This window comes from Streptomyces pactum, from assembly GCF_016031615.1.
GTDB classification, from domain to species: Bacteria; Actinomycetota; Actinomycetes; order Streptomycetales; family Streptomycetaceae; genus Streptomyces; species Streptomyces pactus.
In genome coordinates, this window is sequence record NZ_JACYXC010000001.1 from 6,047,868 (window position 1) to 6,067,287 (window position 19,420).

Here is a 19,420-nt window from a genome sequence, read left to right on the forward strand (position 1 = left end):
CGGGACCACCCCCGCGTGCGCGGGGACCACCACCCGCCGCGGCGGGTGCTGCGGGTCGGCGAGGGACCACCCCCGCGTGCGCGGGGACCACGCTGCCCTCGCAAGCCGTTCGCCGAGTTTCCTGGGACCACCCCCGCGTGCGCGGGGACCACCTGCTCGATGAGCACCGAGCCGCCGGCACCCAGGGACCACCCCCGCGTGCGCGGGGACCACACGCGGCCGGGGAGCGCACCCCGCCCCTGCTGGGGACCACCCCCGCGTGCGCGGGGACCACAGTGGGGGCGTGGCTCCCCCTGGCGTTGTTCTCGGGACCACCCCCGCGTGCGCGGGGACCACAGGTAGGGACCCCCGGAGAAAGTGTCAAGACGGGGACCACCCCCGCGTGCGCGGGGACCACTGTGGTTGTTCTCGGAGTAGTAACGCGCTACTGGGACCACCCCCGCGTGCGCGGGGACCACGCCCGCCACCGGAGCGGCGGGCCCTCTCGCATGGGACCACCCCCGCGTGCGCGGGGACCACAGGAGGCGACCTGCGCTTTTACCGCAAGTGCAGCTGGTTTTTACCCACTTCCATGGAAGCTTGCAAAAGAGTCATAACGGATTTCCTCCTGCCTCGCCTCATCTTCCGAACCTCCGCCGCTTCGCCGCCTTGCTCCATCCCTGGCGCGGTGGGTCGGTTTCCGCCCGGGGCCGGGAGGGGGCAGCGGGGCGGTGGAGGAGGGTGAGGCCCTCGTGATCGGTGGGGTGCCACGCGTGGTCGTGGGTGCGGAAAGTGAATCCCTGCTCGTCGGTCTGGTACGCGAGCAGGGCGCGGCCCTGGCCGGAGTACTGACGGACCTCGTCCCAGAGGATGTCGCGGACGCGGGCGGACGGCGAGCCCAGGAAGACGCCGGGAGAGATCTCCAGGAGCCAGCGGGTGAGGAACCCGCGCAGGCCCGCGGGGCAGTTGGTGAGGACGATGACGGTCACCAGATCGGCTCGTCCCCGTAGTTGCGGCCGCCGTCGAGCAGGCGTCCGCCGTCGGACTGGAGCCCTACGCGATCCGCGTCGTCGGCCGTCTCGGCTTCCTCGCAGCGGAGCAGCGTCTTGATGTCGTTCGCACAGCGTTCCAGGAGCCGTGTCTTGTTGATGCGGTCGCGCAGGGCCCGCCGGGTGCGCGTCGGCACGTCGTCCTCGCCCTCCGCCGCCGCGTCGAAGGCGGCCGGGATGGCGATCTCCGTCTTGTACAGGTCGGCGATGTCCAGGACGAAGGACCGTTCGTGCCCGGAGTGGACGAAACCGAGCCCGGGGGAGCAGCCCAGCGCGGCGACCACGGCGTGGGCGACGCCGTACATGCACTGGGCCGCCGCGGTAATCCCCTGGTTGGGGGCGTCGGCCGCCGAGAAGTCGTCACGGTGGTATTCGCGGCGCTTCCAGGGCACGCCCGTGCGGGCCGCTTCCCTGCGGTAGCACTCCTTCAACCGGCGGCCTTCCATACGCAGCAGCTCGTCGCGGGTGCGGCCGGAGGGGTCCTCATCGGGGAACCGCAGGCGGTACATCGCGCGCGCCACTTCGAGTCGCGTACGGCGGTTCGCCCATGCCGTGGCCTGCGCCTCGACCAGCCCCGAGGAGCGGGTCAGGGCGCGCCCGCCGGCGTAGTGGCGCACCCCGTGCTCACCCACCCACATCACCGCGGCTCCGCTCTCGCCGAGCAGGGCCATGGCCTGGTGGGTCACCCGGGTCCCGGGGCCGAGCAACAGGGTGCCGATCGTGGCCGAGGGAATGTGGGTGACGCCGTCGGCGTCCGTGGCGGTGATGGCGTTGTCGTCACGATGGACGGTGCAACGCTCTAGGTAGAGGAATGACACCCGGTCACCGACACGGGTGAGTTCCCGAGGGGAGGAGAGACTGCGCTTGCTGACGGTGCCCATGACCTCACCGCACCGGGGTCAGCGTCATCAGACCGCAGCCGTACGCCTTCGCCTTGCCCAGCCCGTGGGTCAGCGTACGGCGGAACACGGTGAGGTCGGTGATCCGCAGTCTGCCGTCGAACGTCGCACGCGTGAAGCGCACGTCCGGGCTGTCCGGAGCGCGCCGGCCCCTGCCCTGCCCTGTGCCGGACGCGCCGGTGCCCGCGTCCGTCGGCTTGCCGAACCGCACCGGTGTCCGGTCGTGCACGACCACCTCGTAGTCCGTGCCGGCCGTGGCGGACTCGACCCCGGCCGGCCTTTCGAGCACGGTGAACCCCGCACGCTCCTGGTGCTTCAGCAGCCAGCCGATCTGGTGGCGGGGCGTGACGTGGGCGGTGCGTCTGGTCGGCGTGCCGGGGGCGTCCACATCCCTGCGGATGTGGTGCACCGGGTTGGCGGTGAGGCGGAACGCCCAGATGTCGCCCTGGCGGAGAGCGTCCAGGAACTCCCCGTAGGCGAAGGTGCTCCACCCCTGCTCACCCAAGCTGGGCCAGCCGGCCTGTTCCACGAGGTGGGTGAGGTCCGGTGGGGAGGGGCTGGAGATGAAGAGGTCGACACGGTTGGCCGGCGCGCTGTCGAGCCGCCACAACACCCGGGGGCCGGTGCCCTCGCGTGGCGGAGGCTCCGGGAACGCCATGTTGACCGCGCCGTGCAGGCGGTGCGGGGAGCCGAGGAGCCGCCGCGCCTCGGGGCGGGCGGTGTTGAAGCGGAAACGGGTCAGGTACATCGCGGTCCTAGGAGACATCCGGGGCGGGGGGCCGGGCGGCCGGGGGACGCGGCCGGGCGCAGGTGCGCGGTCGGATCGTGCGCGGGTGCGTGAACGTGTGAGGTCCGCACACCCCGCACCGCGTACTGCCGGTGACGCGGGTCGAAGGTGACGGGCGTGTCGCGCAGCGAGAAGTCGGGCTCCTCGCCGGGCGGACAGTCCAGGAGGAGGTCCAGCTCCTCCGGGGCGGTCTTCGTCCGGCCGTCCGGCCCGGTGCGGGCCAGTTGCCTGACGTACCACCGCGACGCCTGCCACGGCACGCCGCGCAGCGCGTCCTCCAGGGGCCGGTCGCTCAGGGACCCTTCGAACAGCAGCGGGCGGGCCGGCGGGCACGACCGCCGCCCCAGGTAGGGGAGGAACCGGGGCGCCCGCACGGCCGCGTGCAGCCGCCGTACCAGCTCCTCCTCACCCTCCACCCCGGCGACGAAGACCGCGTCGGCCAGGTAGTAACGCTCCGAGAGCGGCATCGCCCGGCCCGAGTCGGCGTGGTGCGCGGTGTGGAAGTCCCGCACCCGGGACCCCGGCTGGTCGATGCGCACGCCGAAGCGCAGCGCGGCCAGGTCGGAGAGGTCCGCGCCCCGGGGACGCCCCTGGGCGGCGGCCAGCAGCCCCAGCACACCGCTCTTCGTCGGAGCGTGCTCCGTGGTGCGGCGCACGAACCGGGCGGCCGACCCCCACGCCTGCAACGGTCCGGCCAACCGCAGCATCAGCACGGTCATGCCCCGGACCCCAGGCGTTCGGCCACCGCGTCCTTGACCTGCTCCAGCAGCGCGCCCAGGGTCACCTCTGTGCCCTGCAGCCCCTCCAACGCCCGCGTCTCCTCGCCGACCCGGAACACCCAGGTGGGCCCGTCCGCCAGACCGTACTGCCGCTCCAGATCGGGTACGTACGCGGCGAGTCGGCGGCAGCTCTCCCGCAGGAACCCCCCTTCCGCGGACTTGGGCACCGGCTCCTCGAAGGCTCCGACGAAGCTGATCGGCCACCGGTCGCGGATCTTGACGATGACGGCGGAGGGGAGGGTGTGGTTGCCGAAGGTGTTGATCTTTCCGGTCGGCAGGGAGGTGATGAACGCCTCCAGGAAGGCGGTGACGGCCTTCGAGGCCGGCGTGCTCGGGGGTTCGTCCTCCTTGAGGCCGACACCGAGGTTGCGCTGGAGCTCGTCCACGTCCACCGCCGCGTACCGGTACAGCGTCGCGGAGTGGAAGTCCACCGTACCGATCATGCCCGCGCCCGACTCGGACTCCCCGCTGCGATCGTCCACCGCCGTGTAGTAGTCCGACTCGATGTCAGACCGGTGCACGCTCAGCGCGTGCGCGACCTGCGTCGCGGCTTCCACGTTGAGATCGGCGGAGTCCGCCACCATCCGCCCGAAGAGGGCGATGTCCACCGAGTGGCGGGTGTCCACGGCGGTGCGCGCCCTCGCCTTCTGCTCCTTGTCCTTCAAGGCGTTCTTGAGCCGCGCCACGTTTCCGCCACCGCTGGCTTCCACCGCCACCGCGGCGAGCGCGTCCAGCTGCCGCCTGCTGAGGAACATCAGGTACTTCGACTCCGAGACCGCTGTCCCGTCGTCTTCCTTGGCCTTGCGCTTCGGGACCTCGAACGACGAACCGGTGGCCGCCTTCAAGGTCTCCTCCGCGAGCTGCGGGGCCGTTCCGGCGAGCTCAGGGTCGCGCGCGGTGATGCGTTCGGCCAGCGCCTCGACCACCTTCTTCGTCCGCACGCCGAGCTCCTCCGGCGGCAGCAGCTCGTTGAACCGGCTCCGGGTGGCGCGTTTCCATGCCTGGCTCGACACCCGGGCCCGGCGTACACCGCCGTAGTAAGCGGACTTGGGAGTTCCGGTGTCGTCCCGGTTCATGTTGCTCGGCGGCACGTTCTGGAGGATGTGGATGTCGAGGATGGTGCGGGTCACGGGCGTTTCCGTTCTCTCGTCTGACGACCGGAAAAGTGAAAGGGAAGGGGCGGGCGGGAGAGGGGCGGCCGAGGACGACCGGGCAGCCGGGTCAGGAGTCGAGGCGGGTCACGCCAAATCATCCGCCGGCACGGAGTCCGTGGCCGCCTCGTCGCCCTCGCCGTCCACATGGGCGGGGTCGGGGCGACCGTGGCGCCGGTGGAAGTCGCGCCCCCAGGCCCGGCGAACGTCGTCCCGGCGGTTCTCGTCCTGCCACAGCAGGAGCTGATCGGCGAGGAGGGCGTAGTCGAGGGGGATGCGGGCCGAGCGCAGCAGCAGCACCAGCTCGCGCAGCCGGGTGGCGAAAACGTCCGTGTCCGACGCCGTACCGACCCGGACGAACCGCCGGCGCACGGTCTCACCGGCGTCCTCGACCCGCTCCTCGGCCGGGTCCGCACCGGCCCCGTCAACGGACGCCTCGCTGTCCCGGACGCCGGTCCTCCCGTGGGCCAGGCGGCGTACGGCCCGGCCGAGCGGCCACCCGACCAGGTGCATGGGTTCGTCCCGCAGGGACTGCTGGTGCAGCGCCCACAGCGTCACGGCGATGTGGACGGCCGTGTCCTCGCGCCGTTCCCGCTCCTCCTGTGTGGCGCGGGCCGCGGAGGAGAAGTACGAGGGTGCGGCGATCCCGCCGTCGCGTCCCTCCGGCTCCGCGGTCCGCCGCGCCTCTCTGAGCTCGTTCAGGGTCTCCAGGTGGTCGAGCCCCCAGGCGGTGGGGGAGGCGTACGCGTCCCGTCCGGCTTCGCGGCGCAGCCGAGCGACGGCCGCGACCGCCCAAGGCGCGTCCTGCCGGTAGCCGGCCTGCAACCTGCCGACGGTGCGCGATACGGCCTCGCGGGGGAGCGAGGGGAGACGGGGGGAGGGGCCGCTGGCGCCCTGCGGCCGTCCCGTCCGGAACGGCCGGAGGGGTCGGTGTCATGAGGTTTCTCCTGACGACGATGGTTCGAGGGAGGTGCCGCGTCTCAGGGCGCGGCCGGCGGCCCGAGCACCTGGTGCAGCTTGGTGCGGAACCAGAGTTCGGCGCGCCCGGCGTCCATCAGCAGCTCGCCCCGGCCGGGCAGGTCCACCGCTCTGCCCTCGCAGGCCGCCGGTCCGGCGGAGCTGATCTCCTGGCGGGCCAGGTGGAGGACATGGCGCCGGACGGTCTCCCGCCACTCCTGCCGGGCGGCCTGGAGGTCGGGCCGCCGGGCCAGGCCCCGCAGCCATGCGCGGTACGGCCCGTCCAGGGCCGCGTATCCCAGGTGCCGGGCCGCCGCGTCCGCCGCGTCCGGTCGGCCGCCACCCGTGGCGCGGACGAGATTGCCGGCGAGATACCCCAGGGCCTTGACCGCCTCATCGGCGTCGCCGACGGCACCCACGGCGAGGCCACCGTAAACCGGGTTGGTCTCGTGCAGGGTGACGACCGGGAGCACGACGGAGTCGTCATAGATCTCGTCGATCACCGACTGCTGCGTGCCGTACACCGCGCCGACCAGCCGGAGCCGCACCAGCTTCCCGGGGTCGATCTCGCTTTCGGTGATGACCCGGGTGAACCAGCGGGTGATACCCGCGCGCAGTCGTGCGGGTGACTCACCACGGCTCCCCGCCTCGCCGGCCTCGGCGTGGGAAGGGAGCAGGGCCCCCAGACCCCGCCACGCCGACTTCTCCGGGTCGTGCCGGGAGGGGGTGTAGACGAGCGCGCGCCGCTGCTTCTTCTCCTGGGCGGGACTGCGGCGCCATCCGCTCATCGGCTCCAGCAGCCACGGAGCGGACTGCACGAGGGGGTCGCCGTAGCCCAGGACCACCCCGGTCACCACACCGCGATCGGCGCACAGCCGGATCCGGCGGGTCTGCCAGGTGTACAGGTCCCGCAGACCGAGCGGCTCGGGGCCGCCCGCGCCCGCACCGCGAGGTCCGGGCCCGTACGGCTGGTCCCGGCGCCAGACCGGCCGGTCCTCGTCGATCCGCTCGGCCGGCTCACTTCCCCCGTACGCGTCCTCGAACGCGATGAGGTTGAGCAGCAGCGTCTCCCGCAGGGTGGCCCCTTCGGCGAAGACCCCACCCAGGTGCCCCCATCGACCCCCACCCCCCAGGGGGGTACACCTTGCCCGCCTTGCTCCGCCCCTCGTCGCCCACCATCGCGGGCTTGATGCCCGAGGTGTCGAAGGCGTGGGCGTGCAGCAGCCACCGCGCGGCCTCCGCGAACGACAGGTGGTCCACCTCGGGGCGCCGCATGGAGAACAAGGCGGAACCGGTCGGCACGTCGGCGACGATCCTGCTGAGCGGAGCGACCTCGTCCTTGGCGGTCCGCAGACCGGCCACCTGGAAGAACGGACGGACACTGTCGAAGAGTTCGAAGCATCCGGCGTGGCGCTCCAGATAGTCGAGAGCCGCCGTGAACGGCGCGGGACTCTCCCACAGCTCTTCCCAGTCCTCCAGCTCCGCCGGCCCTTCCAGCGCGTCGTGGAGGACCGCCAGCAGCAGCCGGAGCAGCACCGGCTCCTGGGTGGGGACGTCACCGATGATCCTGCGTAAGGTGCCGGCGTTCGCGAACACCTCGCGCAAGGACAGCTCCGCGACCGTGCCGTCGAGGCGCTGGACCGGTAACCACGGATCCCTCACGAGGTTGAACCGCGCGGGGACGTCGTCGGTGGTGTGGGCCCCGCCGGCCGGATCGGCGGTGGACCGGCTCACCGGGCCGCGGTTCCGGCTCGCGCCGCCCGCGGGGGCGTCTGCTCGCGCCGCGGCGTCCGGGTCGGCGCCGGGCGCCTGCTGCTCCTGTCCATTGCGTCCGTCCCCTTCGTCGTGTCCACCGCCGTGCCCGCCGCCCCGTCCGCCGTGCCCGTCGTCATGTCCGTCCGGGCCGCTTCCGGGCATGCCGGGGGCAGCCACCCGCAGCCCCTCGGCGCGGCTGTAGCTCAGCACGCATCCTGCCAGCCGGGTCTGACACCGTTCATCCAGAACGAGCAACAACTCCCCTGCCAGCCAGGGGCATTCCTTCACCTGCCAGGCCGGGACCAGGAATTTCTCCAGTTCCGCGATGGTGCGGTCGATCATCCACTCCTTGCTGAACCGCCCGGGCAGGGTGAGAGCGCTGGCGGCCACCGCTTCGGCCGCCCGTCGGCCAGGCGGGAAGTCGGTGGGCAGCTCCAGGCCGCCCCGCCCCCCTTCCTCGCCCCCGTCCAGCCAGGGCACGGTGGTCAACCGGCCGTCGGCCCGCCGCTGGACCACCAGGACCTCCAGCGTCTCCTCGCCGTCCCGCACCTGCGCCCGTCCGGACCGGCTGTCGTCCGCGTCGCCCGCGTGCGCCTCCAGCCACCCGTACACGGGCCGCCCGGGACGCCGTACCGGCGCCAGCAGAAAGCCGTCCGCCCGGCGCCGCTTCTCCGCGAGCAGTGCCCGATGCCGCTCCTCGGCCCCGGTGACGGCCTCGGCCCACGCGGCCGGCCCGAGTGGCTCGTCACCGTACGCGCGCTGCACCAGCGGACCGATGTCCTGCGGCAGGCGCACGGGAGTGCCGTCGAGATGGGGCGTGAGGGCGGCGAGCGAGCGCAGCAGGGTCCAGTCGCCCGGGTAGACGGCGCGCGAACCCGCATCGGGCAGGGGCGGCGAGGCCCTCCAATCGACTCCGGTGACCAGGCACCGGGGGGTGGCCAGGCGGCCCGGCCGGAGCGAGGGGTGCCGGTGCAGCCGCCCCATGCGCTGAAGCAGGAGATCGACCGGGGCCAGGTCGGTCACCAGCAGGTCGAAACTGACGTCGAGCGACTGTTCGACCACCTGGCTGGCCACCACCACGTGCCGCGCGGGCCGGTCCCCGCCAGGGCCGAACCTCCGCAGCAGCGCGGCGTCGTTGGCGGCACGGTCGGCGGCCAGGAACCGCGAGTGGGTGACGGTCACCTGGCCGTCGCCGAACCGTTCTCGCAGCACTTCGGCCGCCTCCAGCACCCGCCCCACGGTGTTCCGGACGACCAGGGCGCATCCGCCGTCGGCCAGCTCCGCCTCCAGCCGGTCGGCCAGCACGGCGGGGTCGTCCACCAAGCGTTCGAGTACGACGGCCGCGCCGCGTCCGGAGGCCGCCGAGGGCCGCGCGGTCAGCGCGGTCCGGCCCGGTGACACGGCGGTGAGCAGCGGGTAGGCATCGGTGGCGGTCACCACCGCCGCGGCACCTTCGGCCCCCGCGTACGCGGCGGCGAGCGCCTTCCTGCGGGCGGCCGGGAGGGTGGCGGAGAGGAGCACCACCGGAACCCGGTAGGCGGCCAGCCACTCCAGCGTCCGGTCCAGATAGCGGTTCATGTAGGCGTCGTAGGCGTGCACCTCGTCGATCACCACCACCTTGCCGGCGACCGCCAGGTGCCGAAGGGCCAGGTGCCGGCTCTTGAGAGCGGCGAACAGCACCTGGTCCACGGTCCCGACGGCGAACGACGACAGGAGCCGCTTCTTCCGCCCGCGTAGCCACTGGTGGGCGTGGAGCCCGGCGGGGTGCCGGGGCGCGCCCCGGCTGTTACCGCCCGGCGCGGGCCGCTGTTCGTCCCCGTCCGGCTCGACGGCGGCGATGGCCCGGTTTCCGGTACGCAGCAGGCCGGCCCAGGTTTCGTTGAGCGCCGCCTTCGCATGGGCCAGGACCACGGACCGCGAGGACACTCCGTCGGCGGGCAGCGCGTCGAGCCATGACAGGAGGCGGCCGAACATGGCGTCCCCGGTCGCCCGGGTCGGAAGCGCCAGCAGCAGCCCGCCGGCCCCCGAGCGCGCCGCGAGGATCTCGGCCGCCGCCAGCGCGGCCTCGGTCTTCCCCTCTCCCATCGGTGCCTCGATGATGAGCAGGCCGGCCTGGTCCATGGCACCCGCCATCCGGACCGCTTCCCGCTGCACCGGGCGCGGCGCGGCGCCCCGGAGCCCGGGAAACCGTTGCGAGAACAGTTCCTCGGGTGGCGCGGTGCGCAACTCCGGTCGCCAGGGGGCGGGGAGGTCAAGGCCCTCCCAGGCGGCCCGCACCCTGCGCCGCTCGGCGGGCGCACCCAAGGGAAGCCACGTCTCCGGCGCATACGGGAAAAGCTCGGGGGCGCTGGCGATCCAGTCCGCGAGGATCACCACGGCCGTCAGCAGCACCTGGGTCGGCTGGGGCAGCCGGACCTCGCGCCAGGACGGCCACAGGTCCGCCACCCCGGTCAGTTCGGCACACCAGTCCAGCAACTCGTACTGGGTCCGGCGCCACAGGTCCTCACTCGGTCCCGGATGCCGCACGAGGTTGGGCCGTAATTGCAGGTCATGGATCTGCTGGCTGCCCGGGGGCACTCCGTGGTGCCCTCCGGCCACCACCGCGAACTGCCCCGCCGCGCGGGATCCCAGCTTGAACCGCTCCCCGAGCCATTCCTGGAGCACCAGCTGCCCCGCCAACCCGTGCGGCGCCAGCCTTCTGTCCTGGCCGTATGCCGAGGCGGTGGGCATGTCCAGGCCGTGATCCCGCATGCAATCGGCCAACCGTTCGACCTGGCAGGCGAAGGCGGGTGTGCACTTGCCGATGTCGTGGGAGGCCGCCAGGAAGCACACCAGCCGCGAGGCAACCTCGTCGCCCCCTGGGAAGGGCTCCGATATCTGGCGCTTGACGGACGCGGGCAGCCACTCGTGCCACAACTTCCCCGCCACGGAGCCGCTGTCGGCCATGTGCCGCCAGAGCGGCAGCCAACCGTCGGTCTTACGGTCGTGCTTGGCCCAGGCGGAGCGGGCGGCGTCGGAGAGGTGCTGGGGAGAGGGTGGTGCCTTCTGAGGGGCCGGGCCCTCGGGGGCGGGGAACACGTCAGGGTCCTCCCATGGCGTTTGCACTGCGTGGTTCGGTGGCGATGTCGCGGCAGGAGCCGCGATCCGCCGGCCGGGCGAGCACCCCGTCGCTCGAAGTGCCCGCCAGGCCCCCTGTGCTCAAGGCCTACGGCTCGACAACCCGTCCGCGACCACGAGTGCCGCCCGTGCACAGGGGCGGTGGTCCGAGGTTGCGAGCAGGGGAGTGGTCAGGGCCCGGACAGGGGGCATGAGCGACTGACCAGTAGCAACGCGGCTCTGCATGGGTAGTATCACCTTCGTTCTTCTTCCTTACCTGGGTTGGAGAACGGGCCGGACTCGGCCTGCTCCGCTGGCACGGATCAGGCAACGACGAGTCCGGCCCTCTGCGTTCGAGGGCCGGACTGTGGCCCGGCGAGACGAGCCTATGGCGCGGTGAACGCCCGTGGACCGTTTCCGGACACGTTGAGTTGGGGCGTGTGCAGAGAGATGTACCCAGTTGCTGACTAGCGGCGCAGGGCCCACCTGGCGGAGACAGCTGCCGGAGACGCCGCCCCCAGCCCCGCATGCGCGGGGATCACGTAGCCGAAACATGTACCCAAGGGCCACCCCCGCGTGCGCGGGGACCAGCATCGGTGGCCGGCCGGCCCGCTCACGGGGAGCGGGAATCATCACCGGCTGTACGGCGACCACACTACGACCTCGCCGAGTGGGGTGTGCGCCGCACCACGGACCGCTGGGCGCCGGTGGCCCGGGGACCGGGTGGGGCCGTTGCCTACAGCCAGTCCCGTCGCTTGAAGACCAGGTACAGGCTCACGCACACCACCGCCATCAGCAGGATCGCGAAGGGGTAGCCGAACGCCCAATGCAGCTCCGGCATGTGGTCGAAGTTCATGCCGTAGACGGTGCCGACCAGGGTGGGGGCGAAGAGGATGGCCGCCCACGAGGAGATCTTCTTGACCTCCTCGTTCTGCTCGAACCCCGCCTCGGCCAGCGCCCGCATCTCCGCGTTCTGCTGCTGGGTGACGAGGGTGGCGTTGACCGCGAGGATGTCGGTGAGGGCGGAGCGGAACCCGTCCACCCGTTCGCTGGTGTGCGTCACGTGGTCGGCGACGTCGCGCAGGTAGCGCCGCAGTTCCTCGTCGGTGCCGTACTTGTCGAAGCCGGCCATCAGGGCGTGCAGCATGCCGACCAGGGGACGGGTCGCCCGCTGGAACTCCACCATTTCCCGGGAGAGTTCGTAGATCCTGCGGCTCACCTCCGGGTGCCCGCGGAAGACCTCTGTCTCGATCTCGTCGATGTCGTTCTGCACCCCCGCGACCACCGGCGCGTAACCGTCCACCACCGCGTCGAGGATGGCGTACAGCACCGCCTCCGGGCCCAGGGAGAGCAGCTCCGGGTCGGCCTCCATCCGGCGGCGCACCGCCGACAGGTCGGGGGCGGCGCCGTGCCGGACGGTGATGACGAAGTCGGGGCCCACGAAGACGTGCAGCTCGCCGAAGTCCACCTCCTCGGGGGCGTCGAGGTAGCGGGCGGCACGCAGGACGACGAAGAGGGTGCCGCCGTACCGCTCCAGCTTGGGCCGCTGGTGGGCCTCCATGGCGTCCTCGACAGCCAGTTCATGCAGGTCGAACTCGTCCGCCAGGGACCGCAGCTGGGCGTGCCCGGGCCGGTACAGCCCGATCCACGCCATGCTTCCGGGGCCCTCCTCGCGCAGCCGCCGGTACGTGCCGGCGAGGGTCCCCGGGCTCGCGATCCGGCGGCCGTCGCGGTAGACGGCGGCCTCCTCGACGGTGCGCTCGGGCGCGCCCGCGGGATCGGGCGGCGGTACCTCCGCGGGCGGGCCGCCGGCCGTGGGCCGGGCGCCGGTCTGCCGCAGCCACGGATACTGCTTGCGCGGCCGTGGCGGCAGCGAGGTCCGGGCGCCGGAAGAGTCCTCGGGGCCGGGGGCCTTTCCGCTGGTCACCGGTGCTCCGCCTTTCGCCGCTGTCGTCCTGTGCCGGTTGTGCCGGTTGTACCGGGTGCACCGGGTGTCGTGCCGTCCGGGGCCGGTACCCGCGGGGCCGCCCGGTACGGGCCGCGGGCCGTTCCTGGGGTGAACCGGACCCGTTTGTTCCGTGTGCCCCACCGGCAGGGTAGTACGCCGCCGGAGTGCCGCAGGGGCCGCCGGGTCGGCGCGGGGCCGCCGTGGCGGGCGGCCGTTGCGAGGGGTGGCTGCTGGGCGGGCGGGACTCCCGGGCGTGCGGTGACGGGGCGGGTGCCGGACGTGAGGGGCTCCGGGGGCGTGGCAGCGGGGGCTTGGTGCCGGGTGTGGCGGCCGTGCTGGAGGCGCGGTCGCTCCGGGGGCCCGGCCGGCTCGTGGGAGGAGGAGGCCCGCCGGCCGGGACAGTGGCCGGCCCGGGCGGGGCGCCGGACCGATGCGGACAGCGGTTGTCCGCGAGGCTGCGTAGCGTGGCGGTATGACGACGACCGGAACCGTGCTGACCACCCGCGAACTGAACCGGGCGACCCTGGCGCGGCAGTTGCTGCTGAGCCGCTCCGACCGCACCGTCCTGGCGGCGGTCGAGCACCTGGTGGGTCTTCAGGCGCAGGCGGTGAACCCGCCCTACCAGGCGCTCGCGGCACGGCTCGCCGGGTTCCGCCCCGAGGATCTGTCGCGGCTGCTCGCCGGCCGCGAGGTGGTGCGCATCGCCCTGATGCGTTCGACCATCCACCTGGTGTCCGCCGCCGACTGCCGCACCCTGCGTCCCCTGCTCCAGCCGGTGCAGGACCGGCTCTTCCGCGGCAACCAGGGCAAGCGGCTGGCCGGGGTGGACCTGGGGCGGCTGGCGGAGCTGGCCCGCGGTCTGGTCGAGGAGCGCCCGCTCACCTTCAAGGCGCTCGGTGAGGAGCTGCGGAGCCACTGGCCCGACCACGACCGCCAGGACCTGGCCATGGCGGCCCGGGCGGCACTGCCGCTGGTACAGGTGACCCCGCGCGGCCTGTGGGGCAGGAGCGGACCGGTCGCGCACACCACCGCGGAGGCATGGCTGGGCACCCCGCCCGGTCCCCGGCCGGAGCCGGACCCGGCCGCGATGGTGCTCCGCTACCTGGCGGCGTTCGGACCCGCCTCGGTGCGCGACGTACAGACCTGGTCCGGGCTGACCCGGCTCCGCGAGGTGGTTGAGCCGATGCGGCCCCGCCTGCGGACCTTCCGCGACCCACAGGGGGTCGAGCTGTTCGACCTCCCGGACGCGCCCCGGCCGGAGGCGGACACCCCGGCCCCGCCGCGCTTCCTGCCCGACTTCGACAACCTGCTCCTCTCGCACGCCGACCGGACCCGGGTGGTGGACGACGCGGCCCGCCGCCGGATCTGGGTGGGCAATCAGGCGTACCCCTCCTTCCTGGTGGACGGCTTCGTCCGCGGCACCTGGCGTATCGAGGAGACGGACGACGCCGCCACTCTGGTCATGCAGCCGTTCGCCCCGCTGGCGCCCCGGGACCGGGCGGCGCTGGAGCAGGAGGCCGCCGGGGTGCTGGCGATGCGCGCACCCGGGGCCCGGCACGAGGTCCGGGTCCTGGCTGAGGGGTGAGCCGGGCCCACGTGACCCGCGCGGAGGCGCGGCGCCCTGGCGGGGCCGACCGCGGCCCACCGGAGCCGTACGCCGCACGCTTCGTGCGGGTTTCGCCGCCACCGTCCCGGTTACCCGCACATCCGTGGTGTCCCGGGCCGCGCGCGGCGGCCCGCGGCGAGGCGAAGGGATCGGCTCATGACTCTGCCGGGGCGCTCCTCGGAGGATGCCGGGTTCAACCCGGTGCGGGCCGCGTGGAACACCGTGGCGAGCTATCCGGACTACACCCAGGCCCAGGCGGCGGTGGACCGGCTTTCCGACGAGCGGTTCCCCGTCGAGCACATCGACATCGTCGGCTCGGACCTGCGGACGGTGGAGAACGTCACCGGGCGGCTCACCAAGGGGCGGGCGGCGGGGGCAGGGGCGGCGGCCGGCGCCTGGTTCGGGCTCTTCATCGGCCTGCTGGTGGGCCTGTTCACCACCGGCCCCACCTGGCTCGGTCTCATCCTGGGCGGTGTGATCTTCGGCGCGCTGTGGGGTGCCGTACTGGGGTACGCCGGCCACGCGGCGACCGGGGGCCGCCGGGACTTCGCCTCCGTCCAGCGGCTGGTTGCCACCCGTTACGACGTGGTGGTCAGCGGCGGACTGATGGACCAGGCCCGCACCATCCTGGAGCGCGCCGGCCTCCTGCCGGACTGACACAGGGCCGGTGCACCGGCAGCCCGCCTGCCGCCTGCCGCCCGCTCCCGCCGCTCCACGGCCCACCGGCCCGGCCGCCGGGCCGACCCCCGGACCGCCGTCCGTCCCCGCGGGCCGTGGCACGCAGGCCACGGCCGCCGGACCGGCCCCGGCGCCCACCGCTCCCGCCGGACGGGACGCCGTCCGCCCCGCCGCAAACCCGCGGCGCTCCCAGGCCCGCCGCGCCCCTGAGGCCCGCCCACTCCCGGCACCGGGCCCGAGGTCAGGGCAGCAGCCCCGAGCGGCGTGCCGCCACCACCGCCTGCAGGCGGGTGTGTGCCCCCAGCTTCCGCATCGAGGAGCGCAGATAGCTCTTCACCGTCTCCGGCCGCAGTCCCAGCCGGTCCGCCGCGTCCGCGTTGGTGGCCCCGGCCGCCACACACGCCAGGACGTCCAGCTCCCGCGGCGACAGCTCCACCGCGGGACGCTCCGGCGCGGCGGCCCCGGGGCCGGCCGCGGCCCGGGCCAGCCGGCCGCACGCCGCCAGCAGCTGGGCCCGCAGCTGCGGATCGGCCACCCGGTGGGCGAGTGTCCGCAGGTCGACGTGGGCCTCGCGGACCTCCTCCCACACCGCCGGGTCCGCCGCCACCGGTTGCCGGGTCACCGACAGCAGCCGCCGGGCCTCGTCCCGTACCACCAGCTCCTGCTCCAGCTCGCGGGCCGTCTCCACCGCCGCCGCCACCGTCCGGTCGCCCAGCGCCAGCGGCCGGCGCAGCGCCCCGTACAGCACCCCGCGCACCCGCCCGCGCACCACCACCGGCACCGCCAGCACCGAGCGCAGGCCCTCGCCGGCCACCGCCGCGTCGTACTCGTGGCTGATCGCCCGGGACAGCGGGTAGTCGGGCACCGCGATCGGCCGGGCCAGGGTGAGCACCTTGCCGCCCAGGCCGTTGCCGGCCGAGACCGTCAGTCCCCGCAGGGAGGGGGTGGCCGTCCCGCTCAGTTCGGAGATCCGGAACTGCCGCCCGGCCAGCAGGCCGCCGAACGCGACCGGCAGCCCACCGCGCCGCCGCAGCCGCAGCAGCGCCGTGCGGACGTCCGCACCACCGTCCGGCTCCGCCACGGCCGCCTCCCGAAGATTTCGCGACACACCGCACCCCCGTCCGGGGGTGGTGAGACTCAGATCACCCGTCGCACGATGCTAGCGAGCGGTACGGCAACAAGGAGGACATGTGACGGCAACGAATCCGACAACGAATCCGACCGACGAGTTCCGCGCGGCCCGGGACTTCCTGCTCCGGCACCGCGAGGACTACGCGGCGGCGCGCGCCGGATTCAGCTGGCCCCGCCCGCCCCACTTCAACTGGGCGCTCGACTGGTTCGACCGTATCGCCGAGGGCAACGACCGCACCGCCCTGCACATCGTGGAGGAGGACGGCCGGCGCACCGAGGTGAGCTTCGCCGAGCTGAGCGGCCGCTCCGACCGGGTCGCCAACTGGCTGCGGGCCCGTGGCGTGCGGGCCGGTGACCGCATTGTGGTGATGCTCGGCAACCAGGTCGAGCTGTGGGAGTCCGCGCTCGCCGCGATGAAGCTGCGCGCCGTGGTCATCCCCGCCACCCCGCTGCTCGGGCCGCTGGACCTGGCCGACCGCATCGAGCGCGGCGGGGCCCGGCACGTCCTGGTCCGGGCCGAGGACACCGCGAAGTTCGCCGAGGTGCCGGGCGACTACACCCGCATCCGGGTGGGCGGCGCGGCGGACGGCGGCCCGGAGGGCTGGCTGGACTACGCGGAGGCGCACCGCGACCCGGCGGCCGCGGGCCCGTTCGCCCCGGACGGCCCGACCTCGGCCGACGACCCGCTGATGCTGTACTTCACCTCCGGCACCACCGCCAAGCCCAAACTGGTCCAGCACACCCACACCTCGTACCCGGTGGGCCACCTGGCCACCATGTACTGGATCGGGCTCCGGCCGGGCGACGTGCACCTCAACATCTCCTCCCCCGGCTGGGCCAAGCACGCCTGGTCCAACCTCTTCGCGCCGTGGAACGCCGAGGCGACGGTCTTCATCCACAACTACACCCGGTTCGACGCGGCGCGGCTGATGGCGGAGATGGACCGGGCCGGTGTCACCACCTTCTGCGCCCCGCCCACCGTCTGGCGGATGCTCATCCAGGCCGACCTGAGCCAGCTGGCCACCCCGCCGCGCGAGGTGGTCGCCGCCGGCGAGCCGCTCAACCCCGAGGTCATCGAGACGGTTCGGCGCGCCTGGGGCGTCACCATCCGGGACGGCTTCGGGCAGACCGAGACCGCCGTGCAGGTGGCCAACACCCCCGGGCAGCCGCTGAAGCCCGGGTCCATGGGCCGTCCCACCCCCGGCTTCGACGTGGTGCTGCTGGACCCGGTCACCGGTGAACCGGGGGAGGAGGGCGAGATCAGCCTGGACCTGTCCCGCCGTCCGGTGGGGCTGATGACCGGCTACGCGGGAGACCCGGAGCGCACCGCCGAGGTGATGGCCGACGGCTACTACCGCACCGGGGACATCGGCAGCCGGGACGAAGAGGGCTATATCACCTATATCGGGCGCGCCGACGATGTCTTCAAGGCGTCCGACTACAAGATCTCCCCCTTCGAGCTGGAGAGCGCGCTGCTGGAGCACGAGGCGGTCGCCGAGGCGGCCGTGGTGCCCGCCCCGGACCCGATCCGGCTCGCCGTCCCCAAGGCGTACGTGGTGCTGGCCGCGGGCTGGGAGCCCGGCCCGGACACCGCCAAGGCGATCTTCGCCCACTCCCGCGCCGTACTGGCGCCCTACAAGCGCATCCGGCGGCTGGAGTTCGCCGACCTGCCCAAGACCGTGTCCGGCAAGATCCGCCGTATCGAGCTGCGGGAGCGGACCGCGCAGGGCGGCGGCACCGAGTACCTGGAGGAGAACTCATGACCGCCGCCCCGCCCGGCGGAACGCCCGCCGCCCCGCCGCCCGGTGACACCGGCGCTCCGGACACGGCCCCGGTGCCCGGCGGCACCGTCCCCACGCCCGGTGGCGGCCCGTCCGCCGCCCCGACGCTCAGCTACGCCAGCGGGACGGGCACCACCCCGCTGCTCGGTGACACCATCGGCGCCGACCTGGACCGGGCCGTCGCGCGGTTCGGCGACCGCGAGGCGCTGGTGGACCTGCCCACCGGCCGCCGCTGGACGTACGCGGAGTTCGACCGCGCGGTGCGGGAGGTGGCGCTCGGCCTGCTCGCCCGGGGCGTCGCCCAGGGCGACCGGGTCGGCATCTGGGCGGTCAACTGCGCCGAGTGGATGCTGGTGCAGTACGCCACCGCCCGGCTGGGCGCCGTCATGGTCAACATCAACCCCGCCTACCGGGTCCACGAGCTGCGGTACGTGCTGCGGCAGGCCGGCATCTCGGTCCTGGTCGCCTCCACGGCGCACAAGACCAGCGACTACCGCGGGATGGTGGCGCAGGTCCGCGCCGACTGCCCGCAGCTGCGGGACGTGGTGTACATCGGCGACCCCAGCTGGGACGGGCTGATCGCGGACGGCGCCGGTGTGGCGCCGGAACGGCTCGCCGAGCGCGAGGCGGGGCTCTCCTGCGACGACCCGGTCAACATCCAGTACACCTCCGGCACCACCGGCTTCCCCAAGGGCGCCACCCTCTCCCACCACAACATCCTCAACAACGGCTACTTCGTGGGGGAGACGCTCGGCTACACGCACCAGGACCGGATCTGCGTGCCGGTGCCCTTCTACCACTGCTTCGGCATGGTGATGGGCAACCTCGCCGCGACCAGCCACGGCGCCTGCATCGTCATCCCCGCGCCCTCCTTCGACCCGGCCGCCACCCTGGCCGCCGTCGCCGGCGAGCGCTGCACCTCGCTCTACGGAGTGCCGACGATGTTCATCGCGGAACTGGAGCTGCCGGACTTCGACGCCTACGACCTCTCCTCGCTGCGCACCGGGATCATGGCCGGGTCGCCGTGCCCGGTGGAGGTCATGAAGCGGGTCGTGGACCGGATGCACATGGCCGGGGTGTCGATCTGCTACGGGATGACCGAGACCTCGCCGGTGTCCACCCAGACCCGCCGCGACGACGACCTGGAGCGCCGCACCGGGACGGTCGGCCGGGTGCTGCCGCACATCGAGGTGAAGGTGGTGGACCCGGCCACCGGCATCACCGTGCCCCGCGGCACCAGCGGCGAGCTGTGCACCCGCGGCTACTCGGTGATGCTCGGCTACTGGGACCAGCCCGAGCGCACCGCGGAGGTGATCGATGCCGCCCGCTGGATGCACACCGGGGACCTCGCGGTGATGCGTGAGGACGGCTACGTGCAGATCGTGGGCCGCATCAAGGACATGATCATCCGGGGTGGGGAGAACGTGTACCCCCGGGAGATCGAGGAGTTCCTGCACACCCACCCGAAGATCGCCGATGTGCAGGTGGTGGGTGTCCCGGACGAGAAGTACGGCGAGGAGATCCTCGCCTGCGTCATCCTCCGCGACCCCGCCGAACCGCTGACCCGGGACGAACTGGCCCGCTACTGCGAGGGCCGGCTCGCCTACTACAAGGTCCCCCGCCATCTGCGGATCATGGAGAGCTTCCCGATGACCGTCAGCGGCAAGGTCCGCAAGGTCGAACTGCGGGAGGAGGGCGCCCGCGTGCTGGGCCTGGCCCCGGGGGGCGGCCTCACCTGATCCCGGCCGGCGTCCCGGCACCGGGCCCGCCCGGTGCCGGGACGCCGCCCGGCGACCGCCGCGGACCGGGACCCCGCGTGGGAAC

At 73.4% G+C, this 19,420-nt stretch carries 14 protein-coding genes and 1 CRISPR repeat array (1 of these 15 running past the window's edge); of the genes, 4 read left to right on the top strand and 10 right to left on the bottom strand.

Annotation, left to right across the window (positions count from 1 at the left end; translation table 11 throughout):
- Positions 1-519: direct repeats of the CRISPR family, unit length 29 nt; unit sequence GGGACCACCCCCGCGTGCGCGGGGACCAC; it begins 914 nt to the left of the window's first position.
- A 98-nt stretch (positions 520-617) separates the two neighbouring features.
- The 9 genes from cas2e to IHE55_RS23845 form a co-directional block, all read right to left on the bottom strand.
- Positions 618-968 (bottom strand): type I-E CRISPR-associated endoribonuclease Cas2e, encoded by a 351-nt coding sequence (gene cas2e / locus IHE55_RS23805; protein ID WP_197990889.1) that lies wholly within the window; start codon positions 966-968, stop codon positions 618-620.
- Entirely contained in the window at positions 965-1,909 is a 945-nt protein-coding gene (gene cas1e, locus IHE55_RS23810) for a type I-E CRISPR-associated endonuclease Cas1e (protein ID WP_197990890.1), read from the bottom strand. Before cas1e ends, cas2e begins: the two co-directional genes overlap by 4 nt.
- A 4-nt stretch (positions 1,910-1,913) precedes the next feature.
- On the bottom strand, positions 1,914-2,675 hold the full coding sequence (gene cas6e / locus IHE55_RS23815; protein WP_197990891.1) for a type I-E CRISPR-associated protein Cas6/Cse3/CasE: 762 nt from the start codon (positions 2,673-2,675) through the stop codon (positions 1,914-1,916).
- The gene (gene cas5e / locus IHE55_RS23820) at positions 2,666-3,433 is read right to left on the bottom strand and encodes a type I-E CRISPR-associated protein Cas5/CasD (protein ID WP_197990892.1); all 768 of its coding nucleotides are present in this window, start codon (positions 3,431-3,433) and stop codon (positions 2,666-2,668) included. The genes cas6e and cas5e overlap by 10 nt, the downstream gene beginning before the upstream one ends.
- Positions 3,430-4,623 (bottom strand): type I-E CRISPR-associated protein Cas7/Cse4/CasC, encoded by a 1,194-nt coding sequence (gene cas7e, locus IHE55_RS23825; RefSeq protein ID WP_197990893.1) that lies wholly within the window; start codon positions 4,621-4,623, stop codon positions 3,430-3,432. Before cas7e ends, cas5e begins: the two co-directional genes overlap by 4 nt.
- Before the next feature lie 108 nt (positions 4,624-4,731).
- Positions 4,732-5,469: a type I-E CRISPR-associated protein Cse2/CasB gene (gene casB / locus IHE55_RS23830; protein WP_197990894.1), complete on the bottom strand. Its 738-nt coding sequence runs from the start codon at positions 5,467-5,469 to the stop codon at positions 4,732-4,734.
- 155 nt (positions 5,470-5,624) lie between these two features.
- Positions 5,625-6,734, bottom strand: coding sequence for a type I-E CRISPR-associated protein Cse1/CasA (locus tag IHE55_RS23835; RefSeq protein WP_307826906.1), 1,110 nt, complete (start codon positions 6,732-6,734; stop codon positions 5,625-5,627).
- Complete coding sequence (gene cas3 / locus IHE55_RS23840; protein WP_504740321.1) at positions 6,619-10,434, bottom strand: CRISPR-associated helicase Cas3'; 3,816 nt, start codon at positions 10,432-10,434, stop codon at positions 6,619-6,621. The genes IHE55_RS23835 and cas3 overlap by 116 nt, the downstream gene beginning before the upstream one ends.
- A gap of 754 nt (positions 10,435-11,188) precedes the next feature.
- Positions 11,189-12,325 carry a magnesium and cobalt transport protein CorA gene (locus IHE55_RS23845; protein ID WP_197992205.1) on the bottom strand — a complete coding sequence of 379 codons (1,137 nt, stop codon included), beginning with the start codon at positions 12,323-12,325 and terminating at the stop codon, positions 11,189-11,191.
- A 547-nt stretch (positions 12,326-12,872) separates the two neighbouring features.
- Here IHE55_RS23845 and IHE55_RS23850 point away from each other — a divergent pair.
- Entirely contained in the window at positions 12,873-13,985 is a 1,113-nt protein-coding gene (locus tag IHE55_RS23850) for a winged helix DNA-binding domain-containing protein (RefSeq protein ID WP_197990895.1), read from the top strand.
- 177 nt (positions 13,986-14,162) lie between these two features.
- Positions 14,163-14,663: a YflT domain-containing protein gene (locus IHE55_RS23855; protein ID WP_197990896.1), complete on the top strand. Its 501-nt coding sequence runs from the start codon at positions 14,163-14,165 to the stop codon at positions 14,661-14,663.
- A gap of 262 nt (positions 14,664-14,925) precedes the next feature.
- On the opposite strand, the gene IHE55_RS23860 is transcribed toward IHE55_RS23855, so the two are convergent.
- Entirely contained in the window at positions 14,926-15,765 is an 840-nt protein-coding gene (locus IHE55_RS23860) for a helix-turn-helix transcriptional regulator (protein ID WP_197990897.1), read from the bottom strand.
- A 109-nt stretch (positions 15,766-15,874) separates the two neighbouring features.
- Between IHE55_RS23860 and IHE55_RS23865 the strand changes: the two genes are divergently transcribed.
- Positions 15,875-17,578, top strand: a complete 1,704-nt coding sequence (locus tag IHE55_RS23865; RefSeq protein ID WP_197990898.1) for an AMP-binding protein — start codon at positions 15,875-15,877, stop codon at positions 17,576-17,578.
- Positions 17,575-19,335 carry an AMP-binding protein gene (locus tag IHE55_RS23870; protein ID WP_197990899.1) on the top strand — a complete coding sequence of 587 codons (1,761 nt, stop codon included), beginning with the start codon at positions 17,575-17,577 and terminating at the stop codon, positions 19,333-19,335. The genes IHE55_RS23865 and IHE55_RS23870 overlap by 4 nt, the downstream gene beginning before the upstream one ends.
- Positions 19,336-19,420 lie beyond the last annotated feature (85 nt).